The sequence below is a fragment of the Streptomyces sp. NPDC091281 genome, assembly GCF_044757425.1.
Lineage (GTDB): Bacteria > Actinomycetota > Actinomycetes > Streptomycetales > Streptomycetaceae > Streptomyces.
Genome location: NZ_JBIVUY010000002.1, coordinates 429,453 through 450,669, shown reverse-complemented (window position 1 = coordinate 450,669; position 21,217 = coordinate 429,453). Strand labels below are relative to the sequence as shown.

The 21,217-nt window shown below is 73.7% G+C and carries 18 protein-coding genes; 6 read left to right on the top strand and 12 right to left on the bottom strand.

The genetic code is table 11. The features are described 5' to 3' along the window. Nucleotides 1–249: 249 nt before the first annotated feature. From ACIQPQ_RS06525 to ACIQPQ_RS06495, 7 genes are all read right to left on the bottom strand, one after another. The gene (locus ACIQPQ_RS06525; RefSeq protein WP_383778334.1) at nucleotides 250–696 is read right to left on the bottom strand and encodes an ATP-binding protein; all 447 of its coding nucleotides are present in this window, start codon (nucleotides 694–696) and stop codon (nucleotides 250–252) included. Between the two features lie 167 nt (nucleotides 697–863). Continuing rightward, nucleotides 864–1,289: a (deoxy)nucleoside triphosphate pyrophosphohydrolase gene (locus tag ACIQPQ_RS06520; protein WP_401300477.1), complete on the bottom strand. Its 426-nt coding sequence runs from the start codon at nucleotides 1,287–1,289 to the stop codon at nucleotides 864–866. A gap of 80 nt (nucleotides 1,290–1,369) precedes the next feature. Next, nucleotides 1,370–1,573 carry an SPOR domain-containing protein gene (locus tag ACIQPQ_RS06515; protein ID WP_383778338.1) on the bottom strand — a complete coding sequence of 68 codons (204 nt, stop codon included), beginning with the start codon at nucleotides 1,571–1,573 and terminating at the stop codon, nucleotides 1,370–1,372. A gap of 499 nt (nucleotides 1,574–2,072) precedes the next feature. Then, complete coding sequence (locus ACIQPQ_RS06510; RefSeq protein ID WP_383778340.1) at nucleotides 2,073–2,825, bottom strand: GntR family transcriptional regulator; 753 nt, start codon at nucleotides 2,823–2,825, stop codon at nucleotides 2,073–2,075. 147 nt (nucleotides 2,826–2,972) lie between these two features. Then, complete coding sequence (locus tag ACIQPQ_RS06505; protein ID WP_401300473.1) at nucleotides 2,973–4,385, bottom strand: DUF4190 domain-containing protein; 1,413 nt, start codon at nucleotides 4,383–4,385, stop codon at nucleotides 2,973–2,975. Between the two features lie 173 nt (nucleotides 4,386–4,558). Then, nucleotides 4,559–5,542, bottom strand: coding sequence for a methyltransferase domain-containing protein (locus ACIQPQ_RS06500; protein ID WP_401300471.1), 984 nt, complete (start codon nucleotides 5,540–5,542; stop codon nucleotides 4,559–4,561). A gap of 167 nt (nucleotides 5,543–5,709) precedes the next feature. Next, on the bottom strand, nucleotides 5,710–6,312 hold the full coding sequence (locus ACIQPQ_RS06495; protein ID WP_401300468.1) for a helix-turn-helix domain-containing protein: 603 nt from the start codon (nucleotides 6,310–6,312) through the stop codon (nucleotides 5,710–5,712). A gap of 191 nt (nucleotides 6,313–6,503) precedes the next feature. On the opposite strand from ACIQPQ_RS06495, the gene ACIQPQ_RS06490 reads away from it, so the two are divergent. From ACIQPQ_RS06490 to ACIQPQ_RS06465, 6 genes are all read left to right on the top strand, one after another. Next, nucleotides 6,504–8,105: a DHA2 family efflux MFS transporter permease subunit gene (locus ACIQPQ_RS06490; protein ID WP_401301527.1), complete on the top strand. Its 1,602-nt coding sequence runs from the start codon at nucleotides 6,504–6,506 to the stop codon at nucleotides 8,103–8,105. 212 nt (nucleotides 8,106–8,317) lie between these two features. Next, a complete protein-coding gene (locus ACIQPQ_RS06485) occupies nucleotides 8,318–9,001 on the top strand; it encodes a hypothetical protein (RefSeq protein ID WP_401300465.1) in 684 nt (227 codons plus the stop codon). A gap of 329 nt (nucleotides 9,002–9,330) precedes the next feature. Next, nucleotides 9,331–11,334: an ATP-binding cassette domain-containing protein gene (locus ACIQPQ_RS06480; RefSeq protein WP_401301524.1), complete on the top strand. Its 2,004-nt coding sequence runs from the start codon at nucleotides 9,331–9,333 to the stop codon at nucleotides 11,332–11,334. Nucleotides 11,335–11,648: 314 nt separating this feature from the next. Then, the gene (locus tag ACIQPQ_RS06475; RefSeq protein WP_401300463.1) at nucleotides 11,649–11,777 is read left to right on the top strand and encodes a DUF6408 family protein; all 129 of its coding nucleotides are present in this window, start codon (nucleotides 11,649–11,651) and stop codon (nucleotides 11,775–11,777) included. A gap of 378 nt (nucleotides 11,778–12,155) precedes the next feature. Continuing rightward, the gene (locus tag ACIQPQ_RS06470) at nucleotides 12,156–12,980 is read left to right on the top strand and encodes a class I SAM-dependent methyltransferase (RefSeq protein ID WP_401300460.1); all 825 of its coding nucleotides are present in this window, start codon (nucleotides 12,156–12,158) and stop codon (nucleotides 12,978–12,980) included. Further along, on the top strand, nucleotides 12,977–13,858 hold the full coding sequence (locus tag ACIQPQ_RS06465) for an alpha/beta fold hydrolase (protein ID WP_401300457.1): 882 nt from the start codon (nucleotides 12,977–12,979) through the stop codon (nucleotides 13,856–13,858). Before ACIQPQ_RS06470 ends, ACIQPQ_RS06465 begins: the two co-directional genes overlap by 4 nt. 136 nt (nucleotides 13,859–13,994) lie before the next feature. On the opposite strand, the gene ACIQPQ_RS06460 is transcribed toward ACIQPQ_RS06465, so the two are convergent. From ACIQPQ_RS06460 to ACIQPQ_RS06440, 5 genes are read right to left on the bottom strand one after another with little or no spacing between them, the layout of a single operon-like run. Continuing rightward, nucleotides 13,995–15,836, bottom strand: a complete 1,842-nt coding sequence (locus ACIQPQ_RS06460; protein ID WP_401300454.1) for an ABC transporter ATP-binding protein — start codon at nucleotides 15,834–15,836, stop codon at nucleotides 13,995–13,997. Continuing rightward, nucleotides 15,833–17,683 (bottom strand): ABC transporter transmembrane domain-containing protein, encoded by a 1,851-nt coding sequence (locus ACIQPQ_RS06455; RefSeq protein ID WP_401300451.1) that lies wholly within the window; start codon nucleotides 17,681–17,683, stop codon nucleotides 15,833–15,835. Before ACIQPQ_RS06455 ends, ACIQPQ_RS06460 begins: the two co-directional genes overlap by 4 nt. Beyond that, entirely contained in the window at nucleotides 17,680–19,026 is a 1,347-nt protein-coding gene (locus ACIQPQ_RS06450) for an alpha/beta hydrolase (RefSeq protein ID WP_401300448.1), read from the bottom strand. Before ACIQPQ_RS06450 ends, ACIQPQ_RS06455 begins: the two co-directional genes overlap by 4 nt. Beyond that, nucleotides 19,023–20,144 carry a FecCD family ABC transporter permease gene (locus ACIQPQ_RS06445; RefSeq protein ID WP_401300445.1) on the bottom strand — a complete coding sequence of 374 codons (1,122 nt, stop codon included), beginning with the start codon at nucleotides 20,142–20,144 and terminating at the stop codon, nucleotides 19,023–19,025. The genes ACIQPQ_RS06450 and ACIQPQ_RS06445 overlap by 4 nt, the downstream gene beginning before the upstream one ends. Continuing rightward, nucleotides 20,141–21,208 (bottom strand): FecCD family ABC transporter permease, encoded by a 1,068-nt coding sequence (locus tag ACIQPQ_RS06440; RefSeq protein ID WP_401300443.1) that lies wholly within the window; start codon nucleotides 21,206–21,208, stop codon nucleotides 20,141–20,143. The genes ACIQPQ_RS06445 and ACIQPQ_RS06440 overlap by 4 nt, the downstream gene beginning before the upstream one ends. Nucleotides 21,209–21,217: the final 9 nt, after the last annotated feature.

Sequence of the window (21,217 nt, the reverse complement as noted above, 5' to 3'; positions counted from 1 at the left end):
GGCGTTTTTCGGCCCGTCCCGCGACAACACTTCCAGTCTTCTAACCAGCGGACACGCCGTCGAACCACGTCTTCCGGCCCTGGGTCGTCGAGCGGCTGTGCGACCGCGGCGCGCGCCTGTGTGCACCCACCCTCTCAGACGAGCCCGTCCGGACCCCCGGAGCGTCGCCGGACCGTGATGTGGGCCCGCGACGGCCCGCCCGCCCCCGCCCGGACACGGCCGGTCCCCCTCCGCCCGCCCCTCCCAGGGTCACTCCGGGACCGTCAGTTCGAACCACACCGTCTTGCCCGAGTTCCAGGGGCGGCTGCCCCAGCGCCGGGAGGACGCGGCGACGAGCTGGAGGCCGCGCCCGCTCTCGTCGTCGGGCCGGGCGCTGCGCTCCCGCGGCGGGTCCGGCACCGGGTCGGAGACCTCCACCAGCAGCACGTACGGCAGGTTGACCGGGCGGACCAGCCGGACCCCGATGGGGCCGTCGGCGTGCCGCAGGGCGTTGGTCACCAACTCGCTGACCAGGAGGGTGGCCACGTCGCAGAGACCCGCCAGGCCCCAGCCGCGCAACTGGCCGCGCACCACCCCGCGGGCCGTGCGCACCGCGCCGGGTTCCGCGGGGAAGGTCCACTCGGCACAGTCGCCTTCGGTGTCGATCACGCCGATCACATCCCGGGCCCACGAGGCGGCCCCCATGTCCGATTTCATGGGGTTAATGGCCACATACCCGATATCCGGGACGCGTTACCGCTCATGAGGGCGCACTGTGGCACGGACGGCGTACGACGCCGGGGGCTCCGCGCCGCGTGGTGCGCGCGTACGCCGGACGGGTCGCACGCGGGAGGGGGCCGCCGCTCGCGGGCCGGGCCGGGCGGCTACTCGCCCACCCCGGTGGGGCTCGCCTCCGCCAGCCGGGCGGCGACCTCACGGACGGCCGGGACGTCCTGATCGAGCCAGTCGACGTCCCAGATCTCGGCGGGGGTGAGCCAGCGCAGCCGGTCGTGGTCCTCCAGCGGTGCGGGGGCGGCGGAGCCGGGTTCGAGACGGGCGGTCCACACGTGCAGGGCGTACGGGGACCGCAGCGGCCATTCGCCGGGGACGCGCTCCACCGCCCGCGCCAGTACGCCCAGTTCCTCGCGCAGTTCGCGGACGAGCGCCTCCTCGGGCCGCTCCCCCGCTTCGACCTTGCCGCCGGGCAGCTCCCAGCGTCCGGCGAGGTCGGGGGGCGCGCTGCGGCGGGCGGCGAGCAGGCGACCCTCGTCGAGGAGGGCGGCCGCGACCACCACGATCCGTTCCGTCATGCGCCGGAGCCTACGGGACCGGCGGGGCGGGGCGGCGAGGCAGGAAGACCCACCACGCAGGTGGGCTCCATGGCCCCGGATCAGTTGCGCAGGGCGTCGTGGAGGCCGTCGCCGTTCTGCCCGACGCGTTCGACCCAGTAGAGCTGCTTGTGGCCGCGGCTGTCGAGGCTGTCGGCGATCTGCTGGGCCTCGGCGCGCGTCGCGTACCGGCCGACGCGGTACCGGTTGCCGTTGTCGTCCTGCCGTATGACGTGCCAGGGCAGGGTGACAGTGCTGTCGTTCATAGCGCTCCGCGCCCCCTCGCCGCCCTGTTCCGTCCGGGTCCCGTCCGCGGGCCACCGCGCGCCCCGCTCACCGGGGAAACCGCAATCCGCATATGCCCGAGCGTACGCCTTACCTTTACGCAGCGAACACGGCTTTTCACAAACAGGTACGCAACCAGCCAGGACGGAGGGGGCGCACGGGACCGAACGCGCCGTGCGGGCGGGGTGATGTGTCCGGTCGGCGGGGTGCGGGGCGCGCGGGCGGCGACCTGCGGCGACGAGGGAATCGACCGGATTCCGACGGGTGCGGCCGGGAGACCGCCGACGGGGCGTTCCGAAGGCACCTGCCAGAAGGGTGTGCGCCGCCCCTCATCACCCGTACGAGTACCACCTGTTCGAGCCCGCCCGCCGACTCGTGCGCGCCGGACCGGCCCCCGACGGGACGAGGCTCGTCCGGGACTCGCGCACCCGGATCACGTCGGGCCGGAGGGTGGGCCGCACGTCAGGCCGGAGGCCGGGCTCACTTCACCGGCAGGTGGTAGGAGACCCGGTAGCGGTCGGCCGGGATGACGACCTCGGCGGTCTCGACCGGGCGGCCCGAGGCGTAGTAGGTCCGCTGGACGACGAGGACGACATGGCCCGGGACGCCGCCGAGGGCGTGCAGTTCCTCGGCGAGGCCGGGCCGGGCACCGACCTCCTCGGTGACGTTGTCCACGATGACGTCGATGGCGCGCATCCGCTCCACCACGCCCATGCCGCCGAGCGGCCCCTCCTCGGGGAGCATCACGGGCGTCCGGCCGGTGACCGCGAGGGGTTCCCAGGAGGTGGAGAGCATGATCGCCTCGCCCGCCTCCCGGAAGACGTATCTGGTGCACATCACGCGGTCACCGGGCTGGATGCCGAGCCGCTCGGCGACGGCCCGGCTCGCCTCGGCCTGCTCGCTGCGCGACTCCCAGGTCCCGCGCGCCCCCGCGTCGGCCTGCTCCTGCCGGAACGGGGTGGCCCCGGAGGCGGGCCGGTACCCGGAGCGGGCGATCCGGCGCGGCACGGGCCGCTCGCGGACGTACGTCCCCGATCCGGAGCGGCCCTCGACCAGCCCCTCGGCCATCAGCACCTTGCGCGCCTCCAGGGCGACGGTGTCCGAGACGCCGTACTCCTCGCGGATGCGGGCCTGGGACGGGAGGCGGGTGTGCGGTGGCAGCGACCCGTCGACGATCTTCTTGCGGAGATCGCCCGCGACACGCAGATACGCCGGCTGCTCACCGAATGTCACTGGCCGCTCCCATCAGGTTGTACAGACAGCAACAGACTGGCAACCGTGGGTTGTGCCATGCAAGCAAAGGCCAGAGAATCACTCGATGTGATGACTTCTTTCCAGCAAGGGCTTTACCCAGGCGGTTTCTCCCCGCTATGGAAGTGATCACACATCGAGTCCGCCGTCGTCGGCCCCGGCATCCGCGCCCCCGGCGCTCTCTTCCAGGTCCGGCGGCTCGGTGGCCAGCCCCAGAGCCTCGCGCGCGGTGACGGTGGCGTCCCCGTCGACGTAGCCGTACGCCGTGTCGTAGGGCTCGTAGAAGTCGTCCGCCGACTTCGCCCGAGCCGCGACCCGCCACTGGGCGGCGGCCCTGTCCAGGTCCTTGACCAGGTCGGCGACGGGTTCCCCGGCCTTCGCGGACCAGGTGCGGCCGCGCAGCGCCTTCGCCTGGGCGGCGGTCGCGGCGGCCATGTCGGAGGCCCACGCCTTGTTCCCCACCAGGTCGTCCTCGACGAACGCCTCGGGCTCCTCGTACCGCGTCTCCTCGAAGGTGTTGGCCGCCTTGAGGAACGCGAGCTGGTCGGCGTCGAGGGTCGTGGCGTCGGAGCGCAGCGAGCCGGTGAGCGTGCCGCGGTCCCCTGTGTGGGTGAAGACGCAGGTGATCTCGCGGTCGCCCCACTCCCAGCTGTCGCGGGTCGGCGTGAGGTAGTAGACGTCGACCTGGTCGGTCACCGTCCACGCGTCCATGGCGTACGTCGACTCCAGCGCGTAGCAGCGGTCCTCGGCGGTGTCGGTGAGGGACCGGTCGCCGGGGTAGTCGGCGCCGGGCAGCCGGACGACGCCGAAGACCTCGCCCTCGTGCGGACCGGCGCACTCCACGTGGTCGACGTCGTACACGTCGCCCGTGATGTCCCCGGGCACGTCGAAGCAGTCGCCCACGTCGAGGGAGAGGCTGACACCGGCGGTGACGCCCTCCTCGAACCCCTCGTACACCGCCGCGGCGCCTCCCGTGGCCACCATCAGCACCCCCAGCCCGAGACCGAGCGTGGAGAGCACCGCGCCGCCTATCGCCATCCCGGTGCCGCGCTCCCCGCGCTTCCTGATCTGCACCAGCGCGATGATCCCGAGCACCAGCCCGACGCCGGGCAGGAAACACAGCACCCCGAGCACGAGGGCGGCGATGGCCACGCCGTTCACCGGGGCGGGCCGGTTGAACGGCACGTACCCCTGCCCCCAGACCGCGTAGGGGGCGGTGGGGTGGGCGTAGGCGGGGGGTTGCGCGTACGGGGAGGGCGGGGCGAAGGGGGTGGGCGCGGGGGTGGGGTACGGCTGGGGCGAGGGGTACGGGGCGTGCGGCGCCGGAGACGGCTGGATCGGCTCGGTCGGCTCGGTGGGCTTCGTCAGGTCGGTCGGCCGGTACGGCTCAGCAGGCTCGGTCGGCTCAGCCGGTGGGGACGGGTGGGGCGGGGCGGACGGCTCGGTCGAGTCAGCCGGTGGGGACGGCGGGGACTCCTGAGGCTCCTGGGGCTCCTGGGGCTCCGGTGACTGCGGGGGCCCTGGGGGCGGAGGTGTGGACACGGGTGCCGTGCTCCTGGATCGAGAGGTGCGGTCGGACGGACGGGACGCACACACCGGCCCGAACCACAGAACTGACGTGCGACTGGGCGCATCGTAAGCACGGCGGACCAGGGGCCGGTACGGGGGTCACGCTTCCGGGACGCGGCGGGGACGCGGCTCCTCTCCGGAGTTCCTCAGCGGGTACGGCGGGCGGCCCAGACGGTGCGTTCGGTACGGACCACGAGGTCGTCGCGGCGCAGGAGGCTGCCGGGGCCGTCGGCGTCGAGCAGCCGGTCGAGCGCGGCGAGATCCTCGGAGCCGAGCGCCTCCGCAACGCCGGCGCGCAGCCGACGCAGTCCGCCGAGGGCGTAGGCGCCGACGGCCCCGTCGCCGGAGCCCTCGACCCGTACGGCGAAGGCGCGTTCACCGGCGGGCGTGAACCCGGCGGCGGTGAGCATCGGCCCCCAGTCGGCGCCGCGGTGGGGGACGTGGTCGGCGTGCCAGCGGTCGCTCGCGGTGTGGCAGCGCTCTTCCAGGAGGTCGAGCCCGTCCGGGTCGCCCGGCGGCAGGAAGCGCGGGAATCCGGCCAGTTCGACCACCGCGAAGAGTCCGTCGGGCGGGAGGAGGTCGTACACCGTGCGCAGGGCGCGGTCGGGGGCGGCGAGGTGGTGCATCGACGCGGAGGCCCAGATCAGGTCCGGGGCGCCGAGTTCGGGCCAGACCGGCTCGTCGAGATCGGCCTGCACGGTCCGGACGCGCCCCTCCACACCCCGGGCGCACGCCTTCTCGCGCAGGCGCTGGAGATGGTGGCACGAGGAGTCGACGGCGGTGACGCGCGCCTCGGGGAAGCGGTCGAGGAGGGCGAAGGTGCCCGCACCGGTGCCGCAGCCGAGGTCGACGATGTGGCGCGGCGGGGCCGTGAGCGGGAGCCACGCGGTGACGGCGGCGATGTGGTCGGCCAGGACGTCCGCGTCGAGATCGAGGATGTCGGCCTGGTGGGCGTCGGCGGCGAGGTCGTGCCCGTGGGCGTGGGTGCCGGTACCGGTGGGGGCGTGGGTGCCGGTGTGGGCGTGGGCGTCGGTGGGCGCGTGCCCGTGCGTGCAGGCGTCGGTGCCGGGGCCGGTGCCGGTGGGGGCGTCGGTGTGCGGGGGGCGGTGGTCGTGGGGTGCGTGGGCCATGCCGACACGCTAGGGCGGTCATGCCTGTGCGGCACGGACTTTTGCGGCATCAGCAAGGAGACGACCAGAGAGAGGGCCGGGCACGCAACCGGCCGGGGGTGCGGCGGGAGCCCTTCGGGCGTGTGGGGCGGTGGGCGAGGCGGAGGACGCCCGGCGCCTCCCTTCCCTCAGTCCCGGGGGCGGCCGGTCTCCCGGTCGCCGCCGGCGCGCTGGTGGCCGCGGCGGGCGTCGCGGTCGAAGATGCCGAGGATCTCGCAGGGGCCGCCCTCCGCGCCGATGGCGTGCGGGAGCATCGTCGGGAACTCGGCGGCCTGGTTGGTCTCGACGCGGAAGCGGCGGTGCCCGAGCATGAGGATCGCGGTGCCGGACAGCACGACGAGCCATTCGTGCCCGGGGTGCGCGCGCATCTTGGCGGGATTGTCCGGCGGCGGTTCGGTCATGCGCTGCCGTACGACGGTCATGCCTGGGTCGGCCCGGACCGGCCAGCGCATCAGCCCGTGGGCCGCGTCGATCATCGGACTGACGACGACGTCGTCCGAGCCCGTCTCGACGAGCTGGTCGAGGGTGGTGTCGAGGGCGCGGGCGAGGGTGACGAGGCTGTCCAGCGCGAGCCGCCGACGGCCGTTCTCGATCCGGCTGAGCGTCGACTGACTGAGCCGGGCGCGCCGGGCGAGTTCCTCCAGTGACCACCCCTGGGCGACCCGCAGCGCCCGGATGCGCTTGCGTACCAGGCTGTCCAGGTCCCCATCGTCTTGCGTCATGGGCAACATCGTATGCCGCACACGCAGCACGCGCTTAGCGTCGACACGACGGCACCCGCGTTCTCCACTCCCCCCTCTCCACGCACCCTCCCCTGCCCACGCCCTTCCCCTCGCCCCCTTTCCCTCGCCCCCCTTCCCTTCCTGCCCCTTCCTTCTTCCTGCCTCGACCGATGGGACGACCCGACATGACCAGACACGACATGGCCACGAATCCACCCCCCGAGACGCCTGACGAGGTGCCGGACGCGCGCCGGTTGCGGGCGATCCTGATCGCCGTGTGCGTGGCGCTGATGGCGGTCATCGCGTCGGTGTCCGGCCTGAACGTGGCGCAGCCCGATCTGGCGGTCGAGTTCGGCGCCTCGCAGAGCACGATCCTGTGGATCATCAACATCTACACGCTGACCCTGGCCGCGCTGCTGCTGCCGCTGGGGGCGCTCGGCGACCGGCTGGGCCGCAAGCCGACGCTGATCGCGGGCCTGGTCGTCTTCGGGGTGGCGAGCACGGTCGCGGGACTGGCCCCGTCGGCCGAAGTGATGCTCGGCGCACGCCTGTTGAGCGGTGTGGGCGCGGCGATGATCATGCCGATCACGCTGGCGGTGATCACGTCGACGTTCCCGGCGGAGGAGCGCGGCCGGGCGATCGGCGTGTGGACCGGCGTGGCGGGCGGTGGCGGCATCCTGGGGATGTTCCTGTCGGCGGCGCTGGTGGACGTGGCGGACTGGCGGTGGCTGTTCGTGCTGCCGGTGGCGCTGGTGGCGGTGGCGCTGGTGATGGCGGTGCGTTCGGTGCCCAACTCCCGCGAGACGTCGGCGCATTCCTTCGACAGGGTCGGCGCGCTGACGTCGGTGGTCGCGGTGGTGGGCCTGATCTTCACGCTCCAGGAGGGCCCGGAGCGCGGCTGGACGGCGCCGGAGACGCTGACGGCGCTCGTGGTGGGCCTGGTCGCGACGGTGGCCTTCGTGGTGTGGGAGCTGCGCCGCCGGGACGCGTCGCTGCTGGACGTACGGCTGTTCCGCGAACGCGGCCTGGCGGGCGGCTCGTTGACGCTGCTGGTGGTGTTCGGGGTGCAGGCGGGCATCTTCGTGGTGCTGTTCCCGTTCTTCCAGGCGGTGCTGGGCTGGTCGGGGCTGCTGTCGACGCTGGCGCTGATGCCGATGGCGGTGCTGATGATGGCCGCGTCGGGCCTGGCGCCGCGGCTGGCGGAGCGAGTCGGCGCGCGCTGGACGATGGCGGTGGGCGTCCTCCTGGCGGGCGCGGGCCTGGCGTTGATGGCGGTGACGGTGTCGGTCGACGGGGGCTATCTCTCCGTACTGCCCGGCATGTTGGCGATGGGGCTCGGGATGGGCCTGTCGATGACGCCGTCGACGGAGGCCATCACCAGCTCCCTGCCGCGCGCCCGCCAGGGCGTCGCCTCCGCCCTCAACGACGTCACCCGCGAACTCGGCACCGCGCTCGGCGTCGCCCTGCTGGGCGCGCTGCTCTCGGCGGGCTACCGCAACGCCATGGACGACCGCCTCATCGGCGTCCCCGCTGGCACGGCGGCCACGGCCCGCGAGGGCGTCGCCAACGCCACGGAGGTGGCGGACCCGAGCACCCCCACCGGCCAGGCCCTCCTGGACGCGGCCCGCGAATCCTTCGTGGACGGCTGGCAACAGGCGATGTGGGCCGGCGTGCTGGTGATGGCGGCCCTGCTCGCGTACGTCGTGACCCGCGGCCCCCGCAAGCAGCCCCCCACCGACCCGCCCCTCTCCACCCCGGACGCACCACCACTCCCCGAGACGGCGACACACGAGACCATCTGACTCCGGTTCATCGCCCACTGGTTGACCGGTTGGCCCCCGCGCACGGTGCGCGGGGGCCGACCGCTGGTCGGCGCCGCCGGCGACCGTCGCAGCGCCGGTTCCGTCCGACGAGAACCGGCCTCGCGGGCCGACTGCGGGAAGAGGCAGCGTTCTCCACCGCTCCGATGTCCCATGAGTCAGCCACCACGGGCAGGGACCGGAGTGTCAGAGGCGTGCGCTTGGATGTGCGCGTGGCCGCTCACGATATTGCCCGACAACTGCCCGAGACAGCCGTACTCCATGATCACTGCCGTTCCCTGGCCATGCTGGAGGCGATCCTCAGCCCCGAGTGGGAGAGCCGCTACCACTCCTTCGACGCCCACTGGTCCGCGGTGGAGACCATGGCCTCGATGCGCAATGGGTCGGGCGACGAGTACTCCATCGTGTTCTCGGCAGCCGGCGCCTATGTGCGTGGGTTCGCGCACGAGTCACCCATGAGTCCCTATGCCGAGGACGGGCCGTGGCCCGGCGTGCTCGATGACGTGCCCCACGCCTTCCGGTCGTATGTCGAAGAACCGGCCTTCTCGGACGAGGACGGGATGCCTGTCGTCACTGCCTGCATGTGGCGAGAGGCAGGAGACGATCACTGGAAGACCGGGACGATCGACTTCCCCGAAGCGGCAACCGGGGACCCCGACGGTGCTGCGCACTTGTTCGTCCTGCTGGTGGATCGCACCGCGGAGGCGTTTCAGCGCTGGGCCGAGGACTACTACGAGGTCCCGGTCGACGTGGAGGCAGTCCGGCACGTCCTCTCCTCCCGTCCGCTGACCGAAGGAGTGGTCCACGCGTTGAATCCGGAGATCACGCCGGCCGACCTGGCGGGAGACGTCAGGGAGATCGGCTATCCGGTGAAGTGACACCGTCAGCAGGGGGCCGATCGTGCCGGTCGGCCCGCGCAGCCCCCTCGCGGCCCGCGGCCCGCGGCCCGACCGCCGACCCCTCACCCACCCCCGCGTCCACCCGTTACGGCGACAGCCGAACCCCCGTTGACCGATCACCTGTCCGCATCCGACCCGTGGGGGTTCGTCATGCATCCCGGATGTCTTCGTACGGTCGTTCATCGCACGTTCGAAATCCCTGCCGTCCCCGGCCCGCCCGCGGCTGCGCGCCGGTCGCGCCGCCTCGCCCTCCTGCTGAACCAGGCTGCCGGAGGCTCCCGTTGAAGCGGTTCTTCGGGCCGGTCAGGATGGCCGAGCCGCAGGTGTCCGACGCCGAGCGGGAGTTGTTCGGCGGGCCGCTGCGCTATGACATGGGCTGGTCGCAGCACGAGCACGCGACGCTCGACCTGACGATGATGTCGGCGCTGCGTTCCATGCCGGGACTCGTCGGCGCGACGCTGCGCATGGCGTGGCAGGCGGACCGGCGGGCCCTGCTCGCCCTGGGCGTCAGCGAGATCGGGCAGGGCCTGGCCGCGGCGGCCGGGCTGCTCGCCGTGAACGCCGTCATGCACGCGCTGCTGGCCGGGAGCGGCAGCGCCGCTGAGCGGTTGCACGCGCTCTTACCCGGCCTGCTGGCGGCAGCGGTCGTCGGCGTCGTCAACTCGGTGCTCGCCGCCTGGTCCACGTCCCGCGCGGGCCGCCTGGAGCCGAAGGTCGAGCGGATCGCCACCACCCAGTACCTGGCCGCCGCGGCGAGTGTGGAACTGGAGGCCATCGACGACCCGGACTTCCGCCGCCTCGTCGACGTCGCGCAGAACGGCCCGGCATCCGCCCGCCGCATGATCGGCGCCTGCGTCGCCGCGCTCAACGGCCTGATCTCCCTGGTCACCACGGCGGGCGTCCTCGCCGTCCTGCACCCCGCGCTCCTGCCCATGCTGATCCTGATCGCCGCCCCGCGCGGCTGGGGCGCCATGCGGGTGGCGCAGGAGCGGTACGTGTCCGTGATGAGCTGGGTCGAGCACGTACGGGCCAGCCGTCTCCTCGGCAACCTGCTCACCGAACGCACCGCCGCCCAGGAGGTGCGCCTGCACGCCGTCGGCGCCTTCCTCCTCAGCCGCTACGAGCGGATGGCCGAGAGCGCCGAGGCCGAGCAGGAGCGCCTGGCGTCCAGCAAGGCCGTGACGGAGTGGTTCGCCGCCGCGCTCTCGGGCCTGGCGATGGCCGCGACGTACGGGGCCATGTTCTGGCTGATCATGGACGGGCACATGAGCCTCGCCGTGGCGGGCACCGCCGTCATCGCGGTACGCACCGGCTCGGCGAGCCTGGGCGCGCTGGTCATGAACGTCAACCAGCTGCACGAGGAGAGCCTCTACGTCCGCGACCACGGCCGTTTCCTGGACCAGGCCCGGCTGCGCACGCTGCCCGCGGGCGGCGACCCGGTGCCCGAGCGGGTCGCGGAGATCGTCCTGGACCGGGTCACCTACCACTACCCCGACCGCGACACGGCGGCGCTCGACCAGGTGTCGCTGACCCTGCCGATGGGGTCGGTCACCGCGGTGGTCGGCGAGAACGGCTCCGGCAAGAGCACCCTGATGAAGATCCTCTCGGGGATGCTGCTGCCCGACAGCGGCACCCTGCGCTGGGGCGGGGCGGACCTCACCGCCCTCGACCGCGCCCAGGTCTTCGAACGGGTCTCCCTGCTCAGCCAGGACTTCCAGCGCTGGCCCGTGACCGCGGCGATGAACATCCGCCTGGGCCGCCCCGCGCACCCCGCGACGGACGAGGACCTGGCACCGTCGGTCGAGTACGCCGTCGCGGGCCCCGTCGTCGCCAAACTCCCGTACGGCCTGCGCAGCCTGCTGGCCCGCGTGTTCCGGGGCGCCGTCGAACTCTCCGGCGGCGAGTGGCAGAAGGTCGGCCTGGCCCGTACGCACTGGCGCAGTACGACCGCACAGGGCGACGGCGTCCTCATCGTGGACGAGCCGACGTCCGCGCTGGACCCCGAGGCCGAGATCGAGGCCTTCGACCGCATCCGCCGCCTCGCCGCCCCGAACCGCGCCGTCGTCCTGGTCACCCACCGCATGTCCGGCGTCCGCCACGCCGACCACATCTACGTCCTCCACCACGGCCGCCTCGCCGAACACGGCACCCACGACGCCCTCATCGCCGCCCAGGGCCGCTACGCCGCCATGTTCGCCGCCCAGGCAGCCCAGTACGCCCCGACCCCCACCTCGACCACCCCCACCGTCCCGCACCCGACAGCCCCTCCCCACCCGGACGTCGACGAACTCACTCCGCCTCGGAACGGCTGAGATCCGGCGGGCGGCGCGGTGGTGCCAGGTCGCAGCCCGTCAGCCACAAGACCACCGGAGCCACGAGCGTCCTCTGCGAGGAGGCCCGGGGGAAGGCCATCTGGACCGATGTGAAGCCCTGACTTCATTCGGCTACGCATGCGTTGACCTGAGGGGAGGGCGCACCCTGTGAGATAGCCTTCGACCGCTGCGCACCTTCCCGGAGGGTATGAGGCGGAGTCCACGATCCAGTCCACTGGGCGTGAGTGACGGATGGGGCGGATGCCCGGTAGGGCGGTCCTACCACTCGGAACTCACACCACGGAGTGGACCTCATGGAACCTGTCGAGTACAAGCCTGCGCGTCGTCCCTGGATCCGCGAGATCCTGGTCGGCGTCGCCGCGAGCGTGGTCTCCAACCTCGTGTGGGAGGCGCTGGCGGCAGCAGCGCGCCACCTCATCTGAGGCAGGCGGTGGCGGGCCCGGTGAGCCCGCCACTCTTCAGCCCGTCTGACTCCACCTTTCGGAACAGGCTCCTCAGAAGAGCAGTTCCTGCCCGGAGGGCGCGGAACAGCAAGGACTTCCCCGGGCAGCACGAAACAGCTCGTGCGGGTGGGGGCCTGTCCTTCGAGACTCCACGGGGTGGAGCGGAAGCCCGTCGGGCCGCGTTGACGACGCGTTCGAGGGTACCTGGCGGCATCGTCCGCCGTACCGGTGGCCGACTCCCGGGGCAGCGTGCGTGGCGCTGCGGGCAGGGCCCGCACCACTCGGGAGAGTTGAGGTTCCGTCCACGCCACCCTAGGGTTACTTAGGTAAACCTAACTTCGCCGGGGTGGGGGTCGTGTGGGCAAGGAGCGGGTGCGGCTGGGGACGGTGCAGGAGACGTTGCTGATTCCGCTGTACGGGCGGGCGCTCGACGCGAAGGCGCGGCGGCCGGTGCTGCGGGACGAGCGGGCGCGGGTCATGGTCGAGGGGATCGACTACGACTTCGCGAAGTTCCGCGGACCGTCCCTCGGCGGGGCCGTCCTGCGCAGCGCGATCTTCGACGGGTGGGTCCGGCGGTTCCTCGCCGAGCATCCCGACGGCACCGTGGTCGAACTCGGGGCGGGGCTCAGCACCCGTTCGTACCGCCTCGACAACGGGCGGGCGCGCTGGTTCGACCTCGATCTGCCGGACACCGTCGCGTTGCGGCGGCGGTTCCTCACCGACTCCGAGCGGACCACGACCCTCGCGGCCTCGGTGCTCGACACCGACTGGTGCGACGAGGTCGCGCGGACCGGCGGGCCGTACTTCTTCGTCAGCGAGGCCGTGCTGCTGTACCTGGAGGAGGAGCAGGTCCGCTCCGTCGTACGGGCGCTGGCGGACCGCTTCCCCGGGGCGGGCCTCAGCTTCGACACCGGCGGCGGCGCCATGATGCGCAACCAGGACCGCAACCCGGTGTTCAAGACCGTCGACGCCCGCATGACCTGGACCTGCGACGACCCGAAGGCGCTGGAGGGCTGGGGGCTGACGCTGCGCGAGAGCAGGACGTTCGCCACCCCGCAGCCGGACGTCGCCCGCACCTGGCCCTGGCGCCACCGCTACGGCATGCCGCTGCTGGCGCGCCTGGTCCCGCCCGCCGTCAACTCGTACCGGATGAACCTGTTCACGCTGGAGAAGGGCAGGTGAGCGCCCCCGCGCGCGGAGCGCATGGGCAGGGCGCCCCCGCGTGGGTGCCGCTGCCGGACGGGCGGCGGCTCCACGCGACGGTGCTGCCCGGTGCGCGGCCGGACGTACCGACCGTCGTGTTCGAGGCCGGAGCGGGCGCGAGCAGGTCGTCGTGGGCGCTGGTGCAGCCCGCGCTCGCGCCGTACGCCCGGACCGTCGCCTACGACCGTGCCGGTCTCGGCCGCAGCGCACCCGACCCGGCCGGGCGCACCCTGACCCGTATGGCCGACGACCTCGGCGCCCTCCTCGACCACTTCGGCCCCGGTCCCTTCGTCCTCGTCGGGCACAGCGCGGGAGGCCCGCTGGTCCGGCTCGCCGCCGCCCGCGCGCCCCGGCGGATCGCCGGTCTGGTCCTGGTGGACCCCACCGACGAGACCGCCGACGTGCTGTTCAGCAGCCGGTTCCGGCGTACGGAGCGGACGGCGCTCGGCGTCGGCAGCGCCCTCGCCGCCCTCCGGCTGCTGCGGCCCCTGTTCCGGGGCCAGCTCGCCCTCCTTCCCGAGGACGCCCGCCGGGACATGGCCCGTGAGGGCTTCACACCGGGCGTGCTGCGCACCCAGCGCCGTCAGGCCGCCACCTACCTGGACGAGTTGGCCACCTGGCGCGAGACACCGCCGGACACGGGTGACATCCCGGTCACCGTCATCTCCGGCGGCCTTCCCGGAGACGGCATGGACCGCGCCGTGCGCGCCGCGGCCAACGCCTCCCACGCTCGTCGGGCCGGCCGGGCGCCGAGAGGCAGGCATGTGGTCGCGGGCAGGTCGGGCCACTACGTGCCGCTGACCGAACCCGAGGTCGTCGTCCGGGAGATCGTGTCCCTTCTGGCTGATCCTGGCTGATCTTCCCGACCCGCCGGGCGCTTCCGGCCCGCCAGGTCTTCCCGGCCCGCCCGGCCGTGGTCGGGGTGGGGCGGACAGGTCGGATGTCCTCCCGCGCCGGAGCCGCCGTCCCTCGCCGCTCCGCCCTCGGCCTCCCTCACCCGCTCGCCCCGCTGTGCTGCCCCGCCTGCCACACCGCCCACAGGCGGGCGTACGTGCCGTCGGCCGCGAGGAGGGCGTCATGGGTGCCGGTCTCGATGACGCGGCCCGCGTCCATGACCACGATCCGGTCGCACGGGGCGGCCTGGGAGAGGCGGTGGGCGATCACGATGCCGGTCCGGCCCGCGAGGACCGCCTCCGCGGCGCGGTCGAGCCGCTCGGCGTGGGCCGAACCGGCCTCGGCGGTGGCCTCGTCGAGGATCGCGAGGTCCGGGTCGGCGAGGAGCAGCCGGGCGAGGGCGAGTTGCTGCGCCTGCGCGTCGGTGAGCGGGTGGCCCCCGGTGCCGACCACCGTGTCGAGGGCGTCCGGCGAGAGGTCCAGCAGATCGGCCGCGCCGGTCGCTTCGAGCGCGGCGCGGAGGTCCGGGTCGGGGGTGCCGGGGGCGGCGAGGGTGAGGTTCTCCCGCAGCGTCCCGGCGAACACGTGTACCTCCTGGGTGATGACGGCGGTGCGGCGGGGACGGGTCACCGTCCCGTCGTCGGGCCGGTGCACGCCCGCGATCACGGAGGCGAGCGTGGTCTTCCCCGCCCCGGACGGGCCGACGATCGCGAGGTGCTGACCGGCCGGGAGGTCGAGGCCGATGTCGTCGAGTACGGGCGGACCGTCGTCGGCGTAGTGGAACACGACCCCGCGGAGCCGGACCGCGGTGGCCGTCTCCACCGCCCCTGTCTCCCCCGCCTCCGTCGTGTCCTCCGCCTCCGTGTCCTGCCCCGACACCGGGACCGGGGTCGGAGGCGGGATCGGCATCGGCATCGGCATCGGCATCGTGACGACTCCGACCATGCGGCTCAGCGACGCGAGGGCCGACTGAAGGGTGTCGACGACGAACAGCAGTTGGTTGACCGGTCCCAGCAGGCGCAGCACGAGCAGCATGGCGGTGGTGGCGCCGCCGACGGTGGAGCGTCCGTGGTCGACGAGGACGAATCCGACGACGAGCACGGCGGCCAGGCTCAGGCATTCGCCGAGGTTGAGGCGGGCGTTGAGCATGCTCTGGACGGTGCGGGCCCGGATCGACAGCACGGCGACGCTCCAGGAGTCCGTCAGCACGGCGCGGTGACGGTGCTCGGCGAGCCCGAAGCCGAGCACGGTGGCGTAGCCGCGCTGGGATTCGAGGATCTGCTGGGCCCGTGCGCTCATCGCCGCCCGCTCGGCCCGGTACACCCGGGGCCCGACGCGCAGGTACCAGCGCAGGGCGAGCGCGTAGACGGGCAGTACGACGGCGAAGGCGGCGGCGTAGGGCCATTCCAGTGCCGCGAGCCCGCCCAGCGACACGACGACGGTGAACGCGGTGACGGTGAGCGCGGGGATCACCGCGGGGGCGGCGTCGGCGACAGCGGTGACGTCGTCGCTGGAGCGGGAGATCAGGTCCCCGGTGCCCGCGCGCTCGACGAGGTGCCGCGGAAGCAGCAGCGCGCGGCTCACGAGCCGTTCGCGCAGCGCGGCGAGGACGGTGTGGAAGACGCGGGTGGCGTGCGCGATCGTCAGCGCGGTGCCCGCGGCGCCGAGGACGGCCGACAGCGCCATCACGCCCGTGACCGTCAGGACGGTGCCGAGATCCGCGGTGCCCGCCCGTACCCGGTCGACGAGGTACCCGATCGCCACGGGCGGGACCAGGTCCACGGCCGTGCCGACGATCCCGACGAGGCCGACGGCGGCGAGCCGGAGCCGGTGTCCGCGGCTGAGCCGCCACACCTCCGTGGCGGTCGCCCGGCCGCCCGCGACGGGCAGCGCGGGTCCGTCGGGCGGCGCGGGCCCGTCCGTAGCCGGTGCCCTGCTCATCCCACCGTCCTTCCGCGCAGGGGCGCGTCCCTCTCACGGGGCGGTGTGTCCCCGACCAGGTCGATGACGCGGTCGCAGCGGGCGAGCAGCACCGGGGACGCGGCGATCAGCAGCGTCGAGCGGCCCGCGCGGACGCCGGGCAGACGCTCCGCGATCGCGTGCTCGGTGACCGGGTCCACCGCCGTGGTCGGGTCGTGCAGGACGAGGACCGGGGCGTCGCTCGCCAGCGCGCGGGCGAGCGCGATCCGCTGGCGCTGACCGCCGGAGAGGCGGTTGCCGTCCTCGCCGACCGGGAGGTCGAGATCGGCGGCGAAGTCGTCGCACGCCGCGGCCCGCACCGCGGCGACGACCCGCTCGGCCCCCTCTCCCTCACGCACGCCACCGCCACCGCCCGCACCCGCCGTCAGGTTCTCGCGGATCGTTCCGCTGAACAGGGTCGCCCGGTGCGGGGCGACCGTGACCCGGGAGCGGTACGCCTGCGCGGTCAGCTCTCGTGCCGGACGCCCGTCGAGCCGCGCCTCCACCGCGTCGGAGGTGGCGTACGGGTCGAGGAGGGCCCGCGCGATCCGGGCGGCGGTCCGGTCGTCGGCGCGTACTCCGACCAGCTCGCCGGGCGCCACCCGGATCGTCACGGCCGGTACGGCCACCTCCAGTACGGGCCGGGCCGCGACCTCCACCCGTATCCCCTCGCCCCGCCCCGACGTACGGCCGCCGACACCACCGCCGTCACCGCTGCCACTGCCCCTGCCCCTGCCCCTGCCGTCACCGCTGTCGCGCAGCACGTCGAGGACGCGCGCGGAGGCGGCGCGGGCTCCGGCGAGGTTGGGGACGGAGACGCTCGCGATCGACTGGATCTGCGGGAGGAGGGCCTGGGTGAGGCCCACGGCCGCGATCAGCTCGCCGATGCTGAGGCGCCCGTCCACGGCGAACCAGCCCGCCAGGCCCAGCACGGCGGCGACGAACAGGCCGCTGACCGCGCCCGAGCCCACGAGGAACCTCCCGAGGAGACCCGCGTTGCGCCGGGCCCCGGCGAGAGTCTCCTGGCTCGCCTGCCGGTACCTGCGGGTCGCCTCGGCCTCGGCGCGTATCCCCTTGACGACCCGGTAGCCCGCGACCAGGTCCGTGGCCCGCCCGACGGTGGCGGCCAGAAGCTCCTGGTACGCGCGGGTGTCGCGGGAGAGCCGCCCGCTGAGCACGCCCATCAGCCACACCGCGGCGGGCGCCCCGAGCAGCACCATGAGCCCGAGCAGCCAGTGCGTCGCCAGCAGCGACACGGCGATGAACCCGATGGCCGCGATCCTGGAGACCGGCATGATCAGCAGGATCACCGCGTTGGCCAGGCGGGCGACGTCGTTGGTCAGCACCGAGACGACGCCGCCGTCCGGCACCCGGGCCGCGCCGCCGACGGGATGCAGTACGGCGGTCGACAGGGTGCTCCGCAGCCGGTGCTGGAGCAGCTGCACCGCGTACGAGGTCAGCCGGTTCGCCACCTTCGCCGCCAGCGTCAACGCGATGTAGAGGGCCGTCAGCACGCCGAGCCACAGCACGAGTTGCGACGTGTTCCCGGTGGCGAGCGCCCGGTCGATGGCGACGCCCATGACCACGGGGACCGCGGACTCCCCCACCTGCCACACGACCGCGAGGAGCGTCGCCGGGACGGTGACCCGCCGCACCGAGAGGATCGCGCGGAGCAGGAACCGTCCCGGTGTGATCCCCGCCCCCGCCTCGAACGCGGGAGCCTCGGCCGGTTCCGGGGGCGCCTGCACCAGCACGGGCAGCCACCGGGTGAGCGGCCCTCGCCCCAGCCCCGCGCGGTCGGCACCCGCGCGACGCGCGGAGTCAGTCACGCGGGACTCCCCTCGGCGCCCGCGGTACGCGAATCGCCCGCGCCCCGCGTACCGCCTTCGCCCCGCGTACTACCCGCGCCCCCCGTACCGCTGTCCCCGTCCGTATCCGTACCGCTGTCGCCGCTCTTGCGCGGGAAGCACCACAGCAAGGCGTCCGCGAAGAGTCCCCGCCACCACGCGTAGTCGTGTCCCCCGGCGAACTCGCGGTAGCGGGTGTCGTAGCCCTGCGCGGTGAGTGCGTGGTCGAGCCAGCGGCTGTGGGTGTTCGACGCCTCCAGTTCGCCGACGTCGTGGAAGACGCGCACCGGCGCGGCCGGGGCTGCGAGGACGTCGGCGATCAGTGTCGGTACGGGGGTGCGGCGCAGCAGTTCGCCCGCCCCGGTGCCCCAGGTGAGGTCGGGGTGGTAGCCGCACGACGGGGACTGGAGGATGGCGTTGCCGAAGGCATCGGGGTGGTGCAGCGCGGTCCAGCCCGCGCACAGGCCGCCGAAGCTCTCACCGGCCAGCGCCACATCGGCGGGGTCACGCGAGAGCGGGTACCGGTGGCGGAGCCACGGCAGCAGTTCCTCGACCAGCATCCGGGAGAACGCCGGGTCGCAGAGGAGTTCCTTGTCGCGCCGCTGTCCGAGCTGGTCGACGAGGACCACCGCGCAGGGCCGGATCAGTCCCGCCTCGACGAGGGCGTCCCGCACGCCGGGCGCGCTGTGCTCCGGTGTCCCGTCCAGGTGGATCACGAAGGGCAGCGCGCTGTCGTCCGCGTGCTCGCCGGGTGGCATCGAGACCCGGATGCGGCGTTCGTCGCCCAGCACCTGGCTCGCCAGTACGGCGGAGTCCATCGCGGGGGCGGGCCGCGCCTCGGCCCGTTCGAGCCAGGGCAGCGGCTCGGCGTCGGGCAGTACGGCCACCGAGGCTCCGGAGAACCGTTCCACCGCGCACTCCGAGAACCGCGGCGGCGGGTTGAACGGGTCCGGGACCCGCTCGCCCTCCCCCGTCCGGACCTGCCCGCCGACCGGGCCGGGCCCGCCTTCCCCCGTCGGCCCGCGGCGCGTGAACACGTACGAGAAGCGCAGGTCGGAGCGCATCCGCAGGGTGAGTGTGCGGAACGGCGTGCCCGGCACCGGGGTGAACTCCGGGGCGAGGGGGTTGAAGCCGATCCGGGGGCCGATCACCACCGAGAGGGTGACCGTCGTGTCGGCTCCGGGCTCGTCGACGAACGTCACCTCCACCTCGTCGGGGCGGACCCGTGCGACGAGCGGTGTGCCCGTCTCCCGGAGGTGTCGCCGGAACCTCGCCGGGCTCCACTCACCCGTCGCCAGCTTCTCGACGGACGGATGCGCGCTCACAGGCGTCTCCTCGCTTCGGTGAACAGCAGGTGTCCCAGGTAGCCGCCGCCGAGGACGAGGGTGACGATGCCGACCGGCAGCGGGGTGGGGCCGATGTGCTGGGCCAGGTAATCCGACGCCAGGCACAGCAGCGCCCCCACGAACGCGGCGGGGGTGAGGGTGATCCCGGCGGTGCGGGCGAGGCGGCGTCCGATCTGCGGCGCGACCAGGGAGACGAACAGGATCGGCCCCGACGCGGCGGTGACCGTCGCCGTCAGCGCCACGGCCACCAGGATCAGGCCCAGCCGGGCGGGCGAGACCCGTACGCCGTGCGAGGCGGCCACGTCGTCGCCGAGCTGCATCTGCCGCAGCGGCCGGCTCAACAGCGCGGCCAGCAGCAGGAGTACGGCGATGCAGGCGCCGCCGACGGCGACCTGGTTCCAGGAGACGCCGTTGAGCGAACCGGCGCCCCACGCGGCCGCGCCCATCGCCTGGTCCAGGTCGGCCTTGAGGATCAGCCAGGTGTTGAGCGAGTCGAGCATCGCCGACACGCCGATGCCGACGACGATCAGCCGGAACCCCTTCACCCCGCGCCGGTGGGCGAGCGCGTACACGGCCACGGCGGTGGCCATCCCGCCCAGCAGCGCCCCACCGGCCAGCTGCGCGTACGTGCCGTTGACGACGAGGATCACGATCAGCGCGCCGGTGTAGGAGCCCTGGGTGAAGCCGATGATGCCGGGGTCGGCGAGCGGGTTGCGCAGCAGCGACTGGAAGACCGCCCCGCTCACGCCGAGCGCGGCGCCGAACACCAGCGCCGCGGCCACCCTGGGCAGCCGCCAGTCGACCACGAGTTCCTGGACGAAGCCGGTCTCCTGGCCGGTCAGCGCGGAGAGCACCTGCACGGGACTGAGCGCGTACGAGCCGGTCATCAGCGCGAGCAACGCCGTACCGGCGCCCGCGACCCCGAGCGCCGTGCAGACGACGACCGACCGCCACGGCAGCCGGACCGTGCACCGGCCGCGCCGCAGCACCAGCGCCCGCCGCCCGAAGTCCCCCCGCGGCAGGCGCCCGTTCGGCTTCGCGGGCCGCTCGGCCCCTTCCGCCCGGACCGGCCGGACCGGCCGGGTGTGCGTGTTCACAGGCCGCTCGCCCTCCTCCGCCGGACGAGGACGACGAGGACGGGGGCGCCGACGAAGGCGGTGACGATGCCGACGGGGACCTCGGCGGGGCGTGTCACGACACGGCCGAGGATGTCGGAGACCAGCAGCAGGCTCGGGGCGAGCAGGACGCTGTACGCGAAGATCCAGCGCTGGTCCGGGCCGACGATCCAGCGGGCCACGTGCGGCACCATGAGCCCGACGAACCCGATGGGTCCCGCGATCGCGGTGGCGCCCCCGGCGAGGAAGGTGAGCGCGATCACCGCGAGGAACCGGGTGCGGGCCAGCCGGACCCCCTGGGCGCGGGCCAGGTCGTCGCCCAGGGCCAGCGCGTTGAGCGGGCCCGCCACCGCGAACGCCAGGACGACCGCCACCGCGAGGAACGGCAGGACCGGCCCCACGACGTCCAGCGGGCGTCCCGTGATCGATCCGGCGTTCCAGTACCGCATCGCGTCGAAGGCGTCCGGGTCGGTCAGTTGGAGTGCTTCCCTGGCGCCGCCGAGCACGGCGCCGACGCACACCCCGGCGAGCACCATGACCACGGGCGAGGAGCCCTTCCGGGTCCCCCCGAGGGCGAGCACGAGGAGCGTGACGACGAGCGCCCCGGCGAACGCGAACCACATGTAGTCCCGGGCCTCGCGGACGCCGAGCACGCCCACGGCGACCGTCACCGCGAAGGACGACCCGGCGTGGACGCCGAGGAGCCCCGGATCGGCCAGGGGGTTGCGGAGCAGCGCCTGGATCAACGCGCCCGACAGCCCGAGGGAGACGCCGACGACCAGGCCCACGACCGTGCGCGGCAGCCGGAAGTCGCGGACCGCGAACTGGTCCGGGTCGGCGGACGGGTGGACCAGCGCGTCCCAGACCACCGGGACCGGGATCGCCTTGGAGCCGACCACGAGACTCAGCACCGCCAGCACGGCCAGCACGGCGAGGACCCCGACCAGCCCGACGACCCGCCGACGCGACAGCCGCGTCCGCTGAGCCGTGGAGGAGGAAGAGGTCATCGCCTGGTTCTTGTGTCGTCGGGTCGTCAAGGTCGTCACGATCGCCGT

Bases quoted from the DNA above. Each gene is read 5' to 3' on its own strand.
- ACIQPQ_RS06525 (WP_383778334.1), bottom strand. From the start codon at position 696: ATGAAATCGGACATGGGGGCCGCCTCGTGGGCCCGGGATGTGATCGGC.
- ACIQPQ_RS06520 (WP_401300477.1), bottom strand. From the start codon at position 1,289: ATGACGGAACGGATCGTGGTGGTCGCGGCCGCCCTCCTCGACGAGGGT.
- ACIQPQ_RS06515 (WP_383778338.1), bottom strand. From the start codon at position 1,573: ATGAACGACAGCACTGTCACCCTGCCCTGGCACGTCATACGGCAGGAC.
- ACIQPQ_RS06500 (WP_401300471.1), bottom strand. From the start codon at position 5,542: ATGGCCCACGCACCCCACGACCACCGCCCCCCGCACACCGACGCCCCC.
- ACIQPQ_RS06495 (WP_401300468.1), bottom strand. From the start codon at position 6,312: ATGTTGCCCATGACGCAAGACGATGGGGACCTGGACAGCCTGGTACGC.
- ACIQPQ_RS06490 (WP_401301527.1), top strand. From the start codon at position 6,504: ATGGCCACGAATCCACCCCCCGAGACGCCTGACGAGGTGCCGGACGCG.
- ACIQPQ_RS06480 (WP_401301524.1), top strand. From the start codon at position 9,331: ATGGCCGAGCCGCAGGTGTCCGACGCCGAGCGGGAGTTGTTCGGCGGG.
- ACIQPQ_RS06475 (WP_401300463.1), top strand. From the start codon at position 11,649: ATGGAACCTGTCGAGTACAAGCCTGCGCGTCGTCCCTGGATCCGCGAG.
- ACIQPQ_RS06460 (WP_401300454.1), bottom strand. From the start codon at position 15,836: ATGAGCAGGGCACCGGCTACGGACGGGCCCGCGCCGCCCGACGGACCC.